Origin of the sequence: Glycomyces lechevalierae (assembly GCF_027622945.1) — a bacterium.
Lineage (GTDB): Bacteria > Actinomycetota > Actinomycetes > Mycobacteriales > Micromonosporaceae > Glycomyces > Glycomyces rutgersensis.
Genome location: NZ_JAPZVQ010000002.1, coordinates 479,881 through 495,348 on the forward strand (window position 1 = coordinate 479,881; position 15,468 = coordinate 495,348).

At 70.9% G+C, this 15,468-nt stretch carries 11 protein-coding genes; 2 read left to right on the top strand and 9 right to left on the bottom strand.

Annotated elements, in window-relative coordinates:
* Positions 1-85: 85 nt before the first annotated feature.
* The 8 genes from O2L01_RS05890 to cobA form a co-directional block, all read right to left on the bottom strand.
* The gene (locus O2L01_RS05890) at positions 86-583 is read right to left on the bottom strand and encodes a DUF4190 domain-containing protein (protein ID WP_270120967.1); all 498 of its coding nucleotides are present in this window, start codon (positions 581-583) and stop codon (positions 86-88) included.
* A 9-nt stretch (positions 584-592) separates the two neighbouring features.
* Positions 593-808: a DivIVA domain-containing protein gene (locus tag O2L01_RS05895; protein ID WP_270120968.1), complete on the bottom strand. Its 216-nt coding sequence runs from the start codon at positions 806-808 to the stop codon at positions 593-595.
* Between the two features lie 92 nt (positions 809-900).
* Positions 901-3,060: a transglutaminase-like domain-containing protein gene (locus O2L01_RS05900; RefSeq protein WP_270120969.1), complete on the bottom strand. Its 2,160-nt coding sequence runs from the start codon at positions 3,058-3,060 to the stop codon at positions 901-903.
* Positions 3,057-4,301, bottom strand: a complete 1,245-nt coding sequence (locus O2L01_RS05905) for a DUF58 domain-containing protein (RefSeq protein ID WP_270120970.1) — start codon at positions 4,299-4,301, stop codon at positions 3,057-3,059. Before O2L01_RS05905 ends, O2L01_RS05900 begins: the two co-directional genes overlap by 4 nt.
* Positions 4,298-5,326 carry an AAA family ATPase gene (locus tag O2L01_RS05910; protein WP_270120971.1) on the bottom strand — a complete coding sequence of 343 codons (1,029 nt, stop codon included), beginning with the start codon at positions 5,324-5,326 and terminating at the stop codon, positions 4,298-4,300. The genes O2L01_RS05905 and O2L01_RS05910 overlap by 4 nt, the downstream gene beginning before the upstream one ends.
* Positions 5,327-5,342: 16 nt before the next feature.
* Positions 5,343-7,994, bottom strand: coding sequence for a fibronectin type III domain-containing protein (locus O2L01_RS05915; protein ID WP_270120972.1), 2,652 nt, complete (start codon positions 7,992-7,994; stop codon positions 5,343-5,345).
* A 369-nt stretch (positions 7,995-8,363) separates the two neighbouring features.
* Positions 8,364-9,455, bottom strand: a complete 1,092-nt coding sequence (locus O2L01_RS05920) for a hypothetical protein (RefSeq protein WP_270120973.1) — start codon at positions 9,453-9,455, stop codon at positions 8,364-8,366.
* 230 nt (positions 9,456-9,685) lie between these two features.
* Entirely contained in the window at positions 9,686-10,879 is a 1,194-nt protein-coding gene (cobA, locus tag O2L01_RS05925) for a uroporphyrinogen-III C-methyltransferase (protein ID WP_270120974.1), read from the bottom strand.
* A 220-nt stretch (positions 10,880-11,099) separates the two neighbouring features.
* Between cobA and O2L01_RS05930 the strand changes: the two genes are divergently transcribed.
* Entirely contained in the window at positions 11,100-13,271 is a 2,172-nt protein-coding gene (locus O2L01_RS05930) for a transglycosylase domain-containing protein (RefSeq protein ID WP_270120976.1), read from the top strand.
* On the opposite strand, the gene O2L01_RS05935 is transcribed toward O2L01_RS05930, so the two are convergent.
* Positions 13,255-14,085 (bottom strand): SURF1 family cytochrome oxidase biogenesis protein, encoded by an 831-nt coding sequence (locus O2L01_RS05935; RefSeq protein WP_270121060.1) that lies wholly within the window; start codon positions 14,083-14,085, stop codon positions 13,255-13,257. The genes O2L01_RS05930 and O2L01_RS05935 overlap by 17 nt on opposite strands.
* A gap of 39 nt (positions 14,086-14,124) precedes the next feature.
* On the opposite strand from O2L01_RS05935, the gene O2L01_RS05940 reads away from it, so the two are divergent.
* A complete protein-coding gene (locus O2L01_RS05940; protein WP_270120977.1) occupies positions 14,125-15,465 on the top strand; it encodes a dipeptidase in 1,341 nt (446 codons plus the stop codon).
* Positions 15,466-15,468 lie beyond the last annotated feature (3 nt).

Genomic DNA, 15,468 nt, shown 5'->3' on the forward strand with positions numbered 1-15,468 from the left:
CGCCACCCGGGCCGCGTCCACCCCCTCCGGCTCGGCGCGCAGACGGGGGGCCGCCCTCGTCGAGGTCGGCCGCCGTCGTGTTCGTCTAAGCCGTGAGCAGGGAGATCAGGCCGGTGATCCCCGCGAGGCCGAGGGCCACGATGCCGAGGATGAGGCCCGTGGTCGCCACGCCCTTGCCCGAGACGCCGCCCTGGGCGGCCCGGATCTGGCGCTTCGCGTACGCGCTCAACCCGACCGAGCCGATGCCGAACAGCGCCACCGACATGAAGAAGGTGAGCCCGGCCCACGGGTTGAAGGCCGCGCTGATCAGGCCCGGCACGGCGCCGCAGACGCCGGCGATGCCGGCGACGAGTGAGCCGATGGCCGGGCCCGACGGGATCGGCTTGAGCTTGGGGAAGAAGAGGTAGTAGCCGTCGACCATGGCAGGTGCGGGGACTGCCATCGGCTGCCAGACGGGCTGCATCGGATGCATGGGGTACGGCTGCTGGTACTGCGACGGCGCGTAGCCGTGGACCGGCGGGGCGGGCGGCGCCTGGGGAGGCGGCGGCTGCATGTGAGGTTGGTACGGGTCCTGCGCGGTCACGCCACCAGACTAGCCGCCTCGAAGGGATCTCGCGACCTCGGAGAAGTACTCGTCCACCTCTTTGGTGTCGTAGCCGCGCATGGTGAGTTGGAAGCCGAGGTTGGTGAGGGAGTCGGGGTGCGGCGGCGCGCCGGCCTCGGTCGCGCGCCTGATGCGGGCAACGGCCAGATCGACTTGGGCTCGGTCGTATCCGCGGAAACGGACAGAGAAGAAGGGGTTCTCCATACGTCACAGTCTGCCAGGTGTGCACCACTCAGTGGGATCGCCCCGGCCCCGATCAAATTTCGACGGTCATAACAACTCGTAACGGCCACAAGTTAAGTGAGGACACGCCTCATCCATTTCACTTGATGCCGAATTGTCCGCGAGAAGGGTGCGACCAGTCCCGTTGCGGCGTCCGCGTCCGCTTCCGACACCGCCCCGGGCGCGAACGCGGCGGCGTTCACGAGGCGCGGCAGCGGGCCGATGTCCGCTTTGAGGGCGGAAAGGCGCACTGCGGCCTCTTCGGCGTTCGCATGGTCGGGGATCTTGACACCCGCCCGCGCGGCCTCCGCCAGCACCTCGGCCCAGGCCCCCGCGACCCGCTCCGCGGGTGTGCCGGTGCGGAGCCGGCGTCGGCGCCGCAATGCCCGGCGGGCCTTGAGCGCCAGGGGAACGCAGGCCAGCAGCAGCGCGGCCGCCGCGTACCAGACCCAGCGCGGGATCCCCGCGTCCTCCTGCCCGGCCTCCTCGTTGAAGTCGCCGTCCTGCTCCAGCGCCTCGTCGTTGAAATCCTCGGCCTCACCGCCGCCGCCCTCGGCCTCCTCGGGGCTCGGCGTCTCCTCCTCCATCTTCTCGAGCGTGTCCTCCGGCGGGATCGGCGCGACCCCGGCGGCCGGCATCGGGTCGAAGCGGACCCACCCGGGCCCGTCGAACGCGACCTCCGGCCAGGCCTGGCCCTGCGCGGCCGTCACCGTGCTCGACCCGGCGGGCACGTCGAAGCCGACCACGACCCGGCTCGGCAGGCCGACCATGCGCGCGATGATCGCGTACGAGGCGGCGAACTGCTCGCTCGTGCCGGTCTGGCCGCCCGCGGTCACGGGGCTGCCGAGGAAGAACCCGAGGGCGGGCAGGTCGTGCCCGGAGGGCGCCTCGGGGTCGAACGCGTAATGCTGCGAGAGGAAGTCCGCGAGCCCTTGGGCGCGTTCGTAAGGCGTGTCGAAGGTGGTGTTGATGTACTCGGCGATCTGGGTCATGATCTCGGGCGGCGCGGGCGGCAGGGTGACCGTGGCCGGGTCCGAGAGGTCGGGGCGGGCCGTCTCCACGCCGGTCGGCTCGGGGACCAGCGCGGAGTCGACGTGGAAGCTCGTGCCCGTGGCGAGGCCGTCCGGGGTGAGCAGGCATTTCGTGTAGAGATTCACGGCGATCGGCAGATCGGTGACGCCCGCGGGGTCGGCGGCGGCGGGCACGAGCTTGCCGCCCAGCTCGATGATCTCGACGTCGGCCGAGTAGGTGGCCTCGCCGGCGCCCGGGATCACGGTGCCGGCGGTGCGGAAGTCGCCTTCGGCCTGCCAGGTGGTGCCGTCGTATTTCGTGAGCACTGCCAGGCGCATCCACGCGTCCGCGCTCGTGTCCGCCTTGAACAGCTCCTGATCGGGGAACTGGGCCCACTGAGCGATGCGCACGAGCGGGTTCAGGTCGATGTCCGTGAGCTGCGGCGGCTCCACGTACTCGCGCGGGTCGCCCGGACTGGTCGTCACGAGCCGGGCGGCGGCCGGGCCGAGGACCGCGACGGCCGCGAGCAGCACTGTGGTCGTGACGACCGCGCCCATCAGGGCGGGCGTGCGCGAGGGCGCCTGGCCCTCCACGGTGGCGTCCCGGTCGGGGCGGCGCTCGGGCGGCGCGGCGGTCACCGCGAGCGCGGCGGCCGCGAGCACGCAGAACGCGACCGCGAACAGCGGTCCCGCGTCGGCGTTCGGACCCACGAGGTACAGGCCCGCGCCGTACAGGAGGGTCGGGGGGAGGCAGCCGAGGAGCGTGCGGCCGTATCGGATCGCGAACTCGCACGAGAGGGTCGCGGCGAGCCAGGTCAGGAAGACCGGCACGACGACCGTGTCCGGCACCGGCTCCACCGGGATGAGCGCGGTCAGCGTGCGCGGCACGGCGTTCACGAGCGCGTCGACGATCGTGGTGCCGAGCGGGTCCGTGCCGTCGCTCGTGAGCACGATCGCCCCGAGCAGGTACGCGGCCAGGCCCGTCGCCGAGAGGCTCGGGGCCAGGAACGAAGGGCGGTTGCGGAGCGCGAAGCCGATCGCGAACGCCCCGAACGCGGCCCCGGCGACCAGCAGCAGGAGCGTCTGGCCGTGGTAGACGCGGGCCGCGACGGCGCCGGCGACCACGCACATGAGGGTGAGGCAGGCGGCGACCGTGGCGACGCGGAGGCGGTAGCGGGTGCGGCGGCCGCGCCGCGCCGGCGCTGCGATTCCGGGGGCGCTCACAACCGCGTCCCGCCGTTGTTCCAGGCCGCGGCGAACTGCTCGCCGTCGGCGGCGCGGATCGTCGGCACCCCGCCCGCGAGCGACGCGGAGGTCGGCAGGCCGTGCGCGAGGTGCACGGCGATCACGGTCGGGTAGGCGCGCTTGAGGACCGCGAGCCGGTCCGTGGGCGGCTCGGTCCCGGTGATCCACACGAGCGTGTCCCCGTAGCGGGCGGAGGAGAGGCGGGAGACATACGCGCCCAAGCCATCAGAGGCGTTCGGGGCGAGCTCGGCGAGGAGGTCCCCGTACGAGTCGCGCCCGGCCCCGGAGACGACCGCGCCGGAGGCCGGCACGAGCGCGGCGTGGTACTCGGCGCGGAAGCAGGCGGTGAGGATCGAGTACGCGGCCTCGCAGGCGGCCTCGAAGGGATCTGGCTCGGGCCAACTGTCGGCTCTGTCGTCGATCGCGATCGCAACCGTGGGGAGCGAGGTGTCGAGGTGCTCCTTCACCATGAGCTTGCCGATGCGCGCGGAGGTGCGCCAGTGGACGTGCCGCAGCTCGTCGCCGATCACGTACTCGCGCAAGGCATGGAACGTGAGCGAGCCCTGCTCGACCTTGTCGGCGGTGCCTTCGAGGGAGCGGGCGAGGCCGTCGGGGGTGCGGCCGAGCTGGTGGAGCCGCGGGTGGATCCACAGGCGGCCGGTGCCGCCGAAGTTCCCGGCCGTGGCGGCCAGGCCGAGGAGGTCGCGCTTGCCGATGCTCAACGGCCCGGCGTCGACCACGCCCCGCCGCTCGGCCTGGATCGCGTAGCTCGCCCCGGCGCTCTTGCCGGGACGCAGGCGCGCCAACGGGATCGCGACGCGGCGGGTCTCGATCCCCTGCGGGGCGCCGTAGGCGTCCACGGCGCGGGCGTTCACCGAGCGCCAGCGCCCCGCGTTGCGCACGTTCAGATTGACGTGGGCGGTGTGGCCCACCGAGATCCGGTCGGGCGTGACCGAGCGTTCGACTTCGAGGCGCGGCTTCGCGGCGATCACCGAGCCGGCCGCCACGCACGCGAGGGCCGCGGCGGCGCCGAGGGTCGCGAGCTCCGGGTAGCCCCAGAGCCAGCCGGCGGCGAGCAGCGCGACGGCCGCGATCGCGAGCGCGACCCCGCGGCCGGTGATCGGCACGGCCAGAGCGAGGTTCGCAAGCCTCTCACCAGCCAAAATGGACTTCTGGGCCTCGCCCGGTCCGGCTCCGGCGGCCCGACCGGACTCGCTCATGCCGCCGAGGCCGGCAGCGGGACGGGGACCTGCTCGAAGGCGTCGGCGACGATCGCCGCGCCCGTGGTGCCGCGCATCGCGGCGTCGGGCGCGAGCTGGATGCGGTGCGTGAACACCGGTCCGGCGAGGGCCTTCACGTCCTCCGGGATGATGTAGGTGCGGCCCTGCGAGAGCGCGAACACGCTTGCGGCCCTGGTCAACGCGATGAGACCGCGCGGACTGACGCCCACGGCCACCTGCGGGTGGTTGCGGGTCGCGTTCGCGAGCTGCACGAGGTACGCGTACAGCGGCTCGGCGATGTAGACGTGCTTCGCCATCTCCGCCATCTGCGCCACCGTGTCCGTGTCGACCACGGGCGACAGGTGCTCGGGGCTGCGCTGGTGGGTGCCGCGCAGGACCTCGATCTCGGCGGCCTCCACGGGGTAGCCGACCGAGAGCTTCACGAGGAAGCGGTCGAGCTGGGCCTCGGGAAGGCGGTAGGTGCCGTCCATCTCGACGGGGTTCTGAGTGGCGACCACGAGGAACGGCTGCGGCACCTGGTGCGGGTTGCCGTCCACGGTGACGCGGCCTTCCTCCATGACCTCGAGCAGCGCGGACTGCGTCTTCGGGCTGGCCCGGTTGATCTCGTCGGCGATCACGATGTTCGCGAAGACCGGGCCGGGGTGGAACTCGAACGCGCCGCTGGCCTGGTTGAAGATCGTCACGCCCGAGACGTCGGACGGCAGCAGGTCCGGCGTGAACTGGATGCGCCGCCACTGGCCCGACACCGCCGCCGCGATGGTGCGGGCGAGCGTGGTCTTGCCGGTGCCGGGCACGTCCTCGAGCAGGATGTGGCCCTGGGCGAACATCGCGGTCAGCGCGAGGCGCACCACTTCCTGTTTGCCGAGCACGACGGTGTCGACCGCCGAGGCCAGCGCCTCGAAGGTCGCGGCGAACTGCTCGGCCTGCGCGGCGACGAGCTGGACCGGCTGCTGCTGAATATGCCTAGGCACGCGCAGCGGGTGGGTCTGCTCGGTGTCGTGCATAAGTCATCTCTCTGCTCTATCCGCAGTCGCGGAGGGCGCCGACGGAGTTCTTGCCTTCGCCGTCGATGTTGAACCAGGCGAAGGGGATGTAGGCCTTGTCGTTGTTGCCGTAGTTGATGCGGATCCAGATGTTGGTGGCGTCCTTGCCCGGGTGGTAGTCGTGGTATCCGTCGCCCTCCTCGCCTCGGGGGACGACGTTGATGCCGGTCGTGGTGCACGCCGAGGTGAAGCGGTCGCCGGTGTTGACGTAGCCGAGACGGCCGGTCGCGTTGGGACTGGAGTAGACCGCCACACCGTCCTTGCCGCCGCCGCTGGAGTTCGCCGTGTTGCAGTAGTCCGTGTCCATCTCCGAGCAGCCGAAGTAGACCTCGCCCCAGATGTCCTGGGTGTGGACCGTGACGGTCTCGGAGGCGGCGGTGCCCACGGCGTTCGTGACCTCGATGCGGAGGTCGTGGTCGGTCGAGGCGTAGTGCTGGTCGGTGGTCATGGACCCGTCGCAGGCCTCGGTCACCTCCGCGGCGGTCGCGGTGGACCGGTACAGCTTGCAGGTGGCCTCGCCGCCGCCGTCGTCGAAGGTGAAGTCGAGCGTCATCTGGCTCGTCGTGCTCGAGTTGCCGGTGAGCGTGATCTGCGGCGCGACCATGGTGTTCGACGTGGTCGTCGCCGGTTCGGACTCGCCCGCCTCGTTGACCGCGACCACGGAGACGTTGACCTGCTCGCCGTTGCTGAAGCCCGAGACGCGGGTCTTGGTCGTGTTGCCGTCGACCTCGACGGTCTGGGATCCGGCCCGCACGATGTACTTCTCGATCGGGCGGCCGTTGTGGGACGGCTGCTCCCAGGTGACATCGATCGATCCGGCCTCGTTCGAGGCAGTCTCGGCGAGCGGGTTCGTGGGAGCATCCGGCACGTTGAACGGCGTCACCGAGTTCGACGGGGCCGAGGGTGATGAAGCCGCCGCTCCGGCGAGGGTCGTCACCTGGAAGACGTAGCCGACGCCGTACTCAAGGGTCCCTTCGGGAACAGTGAAGGTGGTCGAGTCGGACTGGCCGACCACGACCTGCTTCCCGGAGGCGATGGCCTCGACCTGGTAGCCGGACACGTCGTTGCCCTGGCCGTTGGCCTCGTCCCACTTCACGGTGACGGTGCCGTCGTTGTTCGCGGTCGCCTCGACGCTGCCGACCGGGTCGGGGACCTCGGCGGACGGCGTGATGGACGGCGACGTCGCGGTGTCGCCCTGGCCTTCGGCATTGTGGGCGGTCACGTTGAAGGTGTACGGGGTGCCGTTCTCGAGGTCACTGATCTCCAGGACGCGCTGGTCCGGGGCGATCTCCCAGGTCTGGCCCGCGCCTTCGATCGTGTACTTGGTGAGCGCGGAGCCGTTGTTCGGCGCGGCGTCCCAGGACAGGTTGATGAGGCCGTCGCCGACGGTGCCGCGGAGGTTCGTGACCGCGCCGGGCGGGCCGATCTCGGGGGCGGACTCGTCGCTGCCATCCTCGTCTCCTTCGTCGCCGTTCTCCTCTTCGTCTTCCGGCGGGGCGTTGCCGCCGAGGATGTCGTCGCGGTCCTTCTCGGCCTGGCGGGCGTTGCCGTCGGAGGAGACGACCACGGCCGCGTTCGTGTTGACCGCGTTCGCGAAGAGGGTGTCGCCGGTGTGGTAGAGCTCGACGGGGCCGCCGCCCGCGTCGATCTCGATGCGGTCGAGCTCCTTGCCGTCGAGGTCGTAGACCCAGACGAGGCCGGAGGCGCCGTCCGGGACGTAGATGCGCTGGTGGAACTCGACGGAGGCGCCGAGCAGGTTCGAGGGCGCCGCGTCGATCGAGAAGTGCTTGGACTCGTTGTCGTTGACGGTGACGATCGAGGGTGGGTCGGTGACGGTGACCGAGGCGATCGTGCCGGGGCTCGACTCGGCGGTCTCGGCGGGGCCGACGAGCTCGACATCGGTCTCGGAGCGGCGGCCGTCGGCGCGGATCGTCGTCATCTTCTTGGCCGTGGAGTTGAGCACGGCCACGCCGTCGCCGAGGACGGTGAGGGCGAGCTCCTGGCGCGGCTCGGCCACGACCTCGGTCGCGACGGTCCTGGCGCCCGCCTCCTTCGGCTCGATCTGGACGATCGTGCCTTCGCGGGGGACGCCGATCCAGAGCTTCCCGGCCGAGTCGAACGCGCCGCCGGTGAGGCCGGCGGGGAACTGCAGCGGGTCGCCGATCGCGGTGAGCGAGCTCGGGTCGACCTGGTTGACCAGACCCTGGGTCTGGTCGATAATGAACGCGCCCTCATCGGCGAGCGCGAGTCGCACGCCTTCGCCGGGGGCCGTCTCGGCCTCGCCGGTGAGTTCGAGGGTGGAGAGGTCGATCGCGGAGACCTTGCCGGAGGCGATCTCGCGCAGCAGGAGGTGCGAGTCGGTCTGGACGATCTGGACTTCGTTGCCCGCCGCGTCGGTGAGCGGGAAGCGCACGTCGGTGGCGGCGGTGAGGCCGTTGACGCGGGCGATCTCGCCGGCCGGGGTGGTCCACAGCCACAGGCTCTCGTCCTGGAGCTCGCTGTCGCGGCTGAACGCGCCGGTGCCGAGAAGCGTCGCGACGAGCGCTCCGACGAGCACCACCGGCAGGCCTATCGCGATGAGCAGGCCCTTGACGTTGAGCCGTCGGGCGTCGACGTTGCGAGTGGTCATAAGGGGGAAGTCCTCTGCGGGGTCAGCTATGCCGGTTGTGGGGCGCGAGCGCCAGAAGGGCCCCTGCTGGTGCCTCGGGGTGCGGCACGCGAATCCGAGCCTAATTCGTCAGCGCAATCAGGACTAGGCTGCCATTGTCACAAACAGGTATCGGTCTGGGGTGGCCCAAAGTGGCCCGAGTCGGTCAGGTTACCGGCGCGTACGGCAACACGAATTCATGGCTCGCAAGCGTCGCCAGGGACGGCGAAAAGTGTCCTATGAACACAAAGGGGCGGTGCGCTGAGCGCACCGCCTACGTCGTCTGCCTGTGTGTGCCTTCTCGGTGACTGCCTGACGGTCACCGTCTCCTGTCTTCGCATGGGCGCTTCGCTAGGCGGCCTCGCCGAGCTCGAGGACGCCTGCGCGGCGGGTGCGGGCGACGCCCGCGAGCGCCAGGATCTCCTGGGCCACATGCGCCTCGGCGAGCTCGCCGGGGGTGTAGACCGGGGCGTCCATGCCCGCCGTCGCCTCGCGGATCGCGAGCTGCGACTGCGTGAGCTTCCCGGACGCGGCGATCACCGGGAGTCCGAGGTTCCTCAGGTGCAGCGCGCCGTAGCGGGCGCCGGCGGCGTCGGCCGCGGCGAGGACCACGCCGTCGACGAGCTCGCGCACGAGCGGGTGCTCGAGGAGCGCGGAGGTCTCGGCCTGGAGGATGCCGTCGGCGATCTCCATGACCACGGCGTCGACGTCGTGCGCGGCGGCGTGGTGGTAGAGCGTCTGGGCGAGCTCGGCGAGCTCGGGCACCGGGATGCCCGCGGTCGTCGGGTAGCCGCCGTCGGTGAAGTCCGCCGCGACGACCGCGCCGGAGTCGCGGAACATCCACGGGTCGCCCCCGGCGCCGGTGCCGGTGATCTTGATGCCGGCGACGCGGCGGCCGCCGCGCGACAGGCCGCGGATCACGCTGGCGGCGGTGGTGGACTTGCCGGCGTTCATGGAGGTGCCCACGACGCAGACCACCGGCGGGTGGTCGCCGAGGCCGAACGGCGCGAGGACGCTGTAGCGCCGCAGGTCGATCGGCACGCCCTCGCGGTCGGCGAGGATGCCCAGGGGCTCCAGCCGGGTCGGGGGGCGCATGTCGCCGTGGCGCGAGAGGACCTCGCCCGCGACGCCGCCGGCGGCGACGAGGTCCACGGACGTGCCGAGGACCTCGGGCACGCGGGACTCGTACTGGTCGGGCGCGTAGCGCTCGCCGAAGGCCAGGAGGATCTCGTCCCCGGGGTAGATGGCGGCCTTGCGGCCGCTGGCGAGCTCGAGCCAGTTGTGGTGCCCGATCGCGTCGACCCGCGCGGCCAGGATGTGGCCGGGTCGGGGGGCGCATCCGTCGACCAGGGTCAGCCCGGGGGATGTCAGGTCGACATTCCGGACCGCGTAGGCGACTTTGAGCCGCGTGGCGAGCTCAGCGGAGAACTCACGAATGCGCATGCACACTCCAAAAAGGACAGAAAGGGTCAGCGGGAAGCACCCGCTTGAATGGAAGTACACCAGTGGTGCAGAACGTGACCATGGTGGTTTAGCGCAACGATCGCTGCGCTGTTGATGGACGAATATTACGGCCTGTGGTCAGGCTTGTAAAGAGTGGATCAGGTAAAACTGCGGCGGCGCCGGAGTGAACCTCCGACGCCGCCGCAATATCAGCTTCTACCTGCGAGAACTCACAGTTCGCGAGCCCTCCCCGCGACGTCCCCGATGACGATGACGGACGGGTGGTGCGCTTCGGTGACGCCGAGGTCGGCGAGGGCGCATTCGCGGACGGTCTGGTTCTTCGTCGTCGCGTTCTCCACGATCCGCACCGGGGTCTCGGGGGCGCGGCCGCCCTCGATGAGCGCCGCGGCGATCGCGGCCCGGTTCTTGACGGCCATGAGCAGCACGATCGTCCCGTTCCCGGCGCCCAGCGCGGTCCAGTTGACCTTGCTCTGCGGGCCCGGCGGCACATGGCCGGTGGCGACGGTGAAGTCGTGCACGACGCCGCGCTCGGTCACGGGGACACCGGCGGCGGCCGGTCCGGCGATGGAGGAGGAGAGGCCCGGGACGACCTCGACGGGCACCCCGGCCTCGAGGCACGCGTCGAGCTCTTCGGCGCCGCGGCCGAAGACGAACCCGTCGCCGCCCTTGAGCCGCACCACGAACTTGCCTTCGAGGGCGCGCTCGACCATGACGGCGTTGATCTGCTCCTGGGTGGTGTGCCGCCCGTACGGGAGCTTCGCGGCGTCGACGATCTCGACGTCCTCGCCGAGCATGTCGAGCAGTTCCTGCGGGGCGAGGCGGTCGGAGACGACCACTTCGGCCTGGCGGAGCAGTTCGAGGCCGCGGAGGGTGATGAGGTCGGCGTCGCCGGGGCCGGCGCCCACGAGGGCCACGCCGGCGGGGCGGGTGGTGCGGTTGCGGGGCGCCTCGATCTCGCCGGTGCGGAGCCCGGCGGCGACGGCGTCGCGCACGGCGGCGGCGCGGCGGGGGTCGCCGGAGGCGGAGACCGCGACGGAGACGCCGTCGAACTCGGCGTGCGCGAGGGTCCAGGCGTCGGAGGCCGCGGCGTCGTCGGCGCGCACGCACCAGGTGCGGCGGGCTTCAGCCTCGGCGGCGACGGCCGCGTTCACCTCGGGGGCGTCGGTGGCGGCGAGCACGAACCAGGCGTCGTCGCCGTCGCCGGAGCGCCACTCGCGCCGCTCCCATTGGATCTCGCCGGCGGCGGCGTAGTCCGAGAGCGTGGTGGTGGCCTCGGGGGCGACCAGCAGGACGCGGGCGCCGGCGGCCAGCAGGCGGGGGACCCGGCGCCCGGCGATGGAACCGCCGCCGACGACGAGCACCGACTTGCCCTGCAGCCGCAGCCCGATCTCGTAGACCGACACGTGTGCCTCCTCCAGCACTCCCAGTAAGACCCGCCAAGCGTATGCGGGTTTCGTCGCGGGCATCTAACCGGCGGATTGCGAGCCTGTTACGCGAAACCCGCGAGACGCGGCGGACTGGAGTGATGCGAGCACTCGTTACGTTCCTCGCCATCGGGAAAGCGACGCCAGTGGTCGTGAGGTTTTTCACCTTGCGGCCACCCATGTGCCCTAGGCTGGATATATGCGCGATCGACCCCGCCAGCACCGTGTGCCCGGACTGTCCGCACATGGGAGCGACGAACCCGGACCATCAGCCGAAGGCGTGTACGCGCTGTTGCGCACGAGTCTGCTCGCCGGGCTCGCGATAGCCGCGCTCGTGTTCCCGCTCGCCGCCATGGCGGGCTTGAGCGCGAAAGCCGGGTTCGACTCGATCGACACGCTCTCCGTGGAGGTCACCGAGACCGACCCGCCGCTCACCTCGTACGTGTACGCGGCGGACGGCGAGACGCTCATCAGCCTCTTCTACGACGAGTTCCGCCGCCACGTCACGCTCGACGAGGTCGCGCCCGTCATGCAGCAGGCCATGGTCTCCGCCGAGGACTCGCGGTTCTACACCCACAACGGCGTCGACTACCGGGGCATCGTGCGCGCCATGGTCGCCAACAACTCCTCCGGCGGGGTCGAGCAGGGCGCCTCCACGATCACCATGCAGTACGTGCGCGGCGCGCTCCAGCTCAACGCCGAGACCATCGACGAGGTCATCGCCGCCACCGAGCAGACCGCCGTGCGCAAGCTCCGCGAGGCCCGCCTCGCGATGGCCGTCGAGGAGCAGCTCACCAAGGACGAGATCCTCGAGCGCTACCTCAACCAGGCGTACTTCGGGCACAACGCGTACGGGATCTTCGCGGCCGCCCAGGTGTACTTCTCCAAGCATCCGTCCGACCTCAACCTGCAGGAGGCGGCCACGCTCGCCGGGCTCGTGCAGGCCCCGTCCGCGTACGACCCGATCACCTCGGACCAGACGCAGGCGCTCGCGCGCCGCAACTGGGTGCTCGACCGCATGGTCGACATCGACTACCTCTCGCGCGGCGACGCCTCCGAGGTGCGCGGCCTGCCGATCGAGCTCGACGTCTCCGACCCGCCCAACTCGTGCATCGGGATCGAGGGCACGCCCAGCGAGTTCGGGTTCTTCTGCGACTACTTCCGCCGGTGGTGGCGCGAGCAGGACGCCTTCGGGGCGACCCCGGCCGAACGCGAACGCGAACTGCGCCAAGGCGGGTACACGATCATCACCACGCTCGACCCCGAGCTGCAGACGATGGTGAACAAGACCGTCAACAACGCCAAGAGCGAGGAGTCGAAGTTCGCGCACGGCGCGGTGGTCATGGAGCCGGGCACGGGCAGGATCAAGGCGCTGGGACTGAACCGCACCTTCTCTTACGACCAGTCGCACAACGGCCCGCACTCGAACCCGTCCTTCGACCGCAAGGGCAACTACCCGAACACGGTGAACCCGGTGCTCGGCGGCGGCGCCGAGGGCGGGTACCAGGCCGGTTCGACGTTCAAGATCTTCACGATGCTCGCCGCGCTCGACGCGGGCTATCCGCTCAACTACAACATCTACTCGCCCAACCAGGTCAGAACGAGCTTCGTCTCGGCGACGACCGCGTGCGGCGGGCGCTGGTGCCCGAAGAACGGCTCGGCCTCCATGGCCGGCAACCGCGACATGTGGTCCGGGTTCGGGATGTCGGTGAACACGTACTTCGCGCAGCTCATCGACAGGGTCGGGGCCGACAAGACCGTGGAGATGGCCGAACGGATGGGCCTGAAATGGCGATCCGAGGGCGACGCGTACTACGCCTCCCCGGAGCGGCGCGCGGGCTGGGGGCCGTTCACGCTGGGCGTCTCCGACGTGCAGCCGATCGAGATGACGAACGTGTTCAACACGCTCGCCTCCGAGGGCCTCTACTGCGAGCCGATACCGGCGATGCGCATCATCGACCCGGAAGGCCAGGAGCTCGACGCCGCCTCGCCGCGCTGCCACCAGGAGCTCGACAAGGACGTGGCGCGGGCCGCGACCGACGCGGCCCGGTGCGTCACCCAGACCGCCCGCAAGGGCGCGCAGTGCGGGTCCTGGGGCACCTCGCCGATCGTCGGCAAGCTGGCCGGGCGGCCCGTGGCCGGCAAGTCCGGTACGACGGACAACAACCGGACCTCGTGGTTCCTGGGCTACACGCCGCAGTTGACGGTGGGGGCGTTCATGGCGGACCCGGACTACATCTTCAACGCGGTGGGGACGGGGAACGCGACCGTCTCGAAGCAGACCGTAGGCACGATCTTCAGGGAGGCCTTGAAGGGTCAGCCGGAGGTCAAGTTCAAACCGCCGTCACGCGACATCATGTACGGGGATTGACGGCCTCGGCATCGTCAGCGGCCTCCGGCTCCTCGCCGGGGGCCGCTTCCTTTTCGGCGTCCTCGGCGGCACTGTCCTCGATGATGCCGTCCTCGGCGGTGTCCATGTCGCGGCGCTCGCGGCGCGCGAGCACGACCCAGCCGACCGGGACCATCGCCGCGAACAGCGCCCACTGGACGGCGTACGAGTAGTTCTGCCAGTCCTTGAACGACGGGGTCTCGAGCGCGGTGAAGCCCTCGGCCGGCTCGATGTCGGCCACCCACGCTGAACGCAGGTCGTAGTCGAAGCGGTCCTCGAACATGTCGAGGCTCAGCCGGCGCGATTCGAGGTGCCCGTCGACCTCGGTGATCGAGCCGCCTGCGGGCTCGGACTCGTAGACGCGGCCGGTCACGGTGACCTCGCCGGACGGCGCGGCCGGGTAGTCGGGCACGTGCCCGGTGTTCTCGGAGGCGACGAAACCGCGGTCGACCAGGAGCGCCGAACCGTCCGCGAGGACGAGCGGGGTGACGATCTCGAAGCCGTTGAGGCTGTTGTTGGTCTGGGCGCGCAGCACGATCTCGTGCTCGGTGTCGTAGACGCCGGTGGCCTCCACGAGGGTCCAGCGCTCGTCGTCGTCCAGGGGCTCGCCGGCGGGCAGGACCTCGTCGACGGGGGCGGCGACCGTGCTGTTCTCGATGACCTCGTTCGCGGCGGCGCGCTGCACGGCGCGGCCCCACTGCCACTGGGAGAGCAGCACGCAGACGACCATCACGACCAGGCCCGCCAGGGTGAGCAGGAGCCAGCGCGGTGCGAGGACGAATCGGTAACGCTGCATCACGCCGCCGAGTGTAGACCGGGCTTAGACTTGCGCCCCATGAGCGATGTAGTGAATGCGGTGCGCGCCGCCATGCCTGCCGTGCGCGCCGATCTGGAGGCCCTCGTCAAGATCCCGGCGATCGCCTTCGACGGACTCGACCACGAGCCGGTCCGCCAGGGCGCGAACGCCGTCCAGCGGCTCCTCGAGGACGCCGGAGCCGCCGAGACCCGGCAGCTCTCCCACGGCGGCGGGCAGCCGAGCGTGTACGCGCACTTCCCCGCCCCCGCGGGCCAGCCGACGGTGCTGCTGTACGCCCACCAGGACGTGCAGCCGGTCGGCGACCTCGCCAAATGGGTACAGCCCGACCCGTTCACCGTGGTCGAGAAGGACGGGCGGCTGTACGGCCGCGGCGTCGCCGACGACAAGGCCGGGGTGATGGCGCACATCGCCGCGCTGCGCGCCTTCGGCGGGAAGCCTCCCGTGGGAGTCAAGCTCCTCATCGAAGGCGAGGAGGAGTTCGGCTCCCCCACCCTCGAAGGGCTGCTGCGCGACCACCAGGAGCTCCTGGCCGCCGACGTCGTCGTGATCGCCGACTCCCAGAACTGGCGCACGGAGGTCCCGGCCCTCACCACCACCCTGCGCGGGGTCATCAACGTGTACGTGGAGGTCTCGCTCCTCAACGGCGCGGTGCACTCGGGGATGTTCGGCGGGCCGGTGCCGGACGCGCTGACCGCGCTCGCGCGGCTCATCGCCACCTTGCATGACGACAACGGTGACGTGGCCGTCGCGGGGCTCGCCTCCGGTCGCAGCTCGGACCTCGACTACGACGAGGCGGCGCTGCGCCACGAGGCCGGGATGCTGCCGGGCACCGAGTTCATCGGGACCGGGCGGCTCACGGAGCGGCTGTGGTCGAAGCCGACCGCGACGGTGCTCGGGATCGACGCGCCGGGCGCGGCGGAGTCGGCGAACGCGCTGCAGCCCAAGGCCCGCGCGAAGGTCTCGTTCCGGCTCGCCGCCGGCGACTCGGCGGCGAACGCCCTCAAGGCCGTCGAGGAGCACTTCCGGGCGAACGCGCCTTGGGGCGCCGAGGTCACGGTCGTTCCCGAAGGGGGCCTTGGCGACCCGTGCGCGATCGACGCGACCGGCCCGTCCTTCGACGCCGCGCGCGCCGCGTTCGCGGAGGCGTGGGACGGCACCGAGCCCGTCGAGATCGGCGTGGGCGGCTCGATCCCGATGATCGCCACGTTCCAGGAACTGTTCCCGGAGGCCGCGATCCTGGTCACGGGCGTTGAGGACCAGTACTCGAACCCGCACGGCCCCAACGAGTCGCTCGACATCAAGATGTTCGAGCGGGTCTGCGTGGCCGAAGCGCTCCTGCTGGAGAAGCTCAAGCGTTGAGGA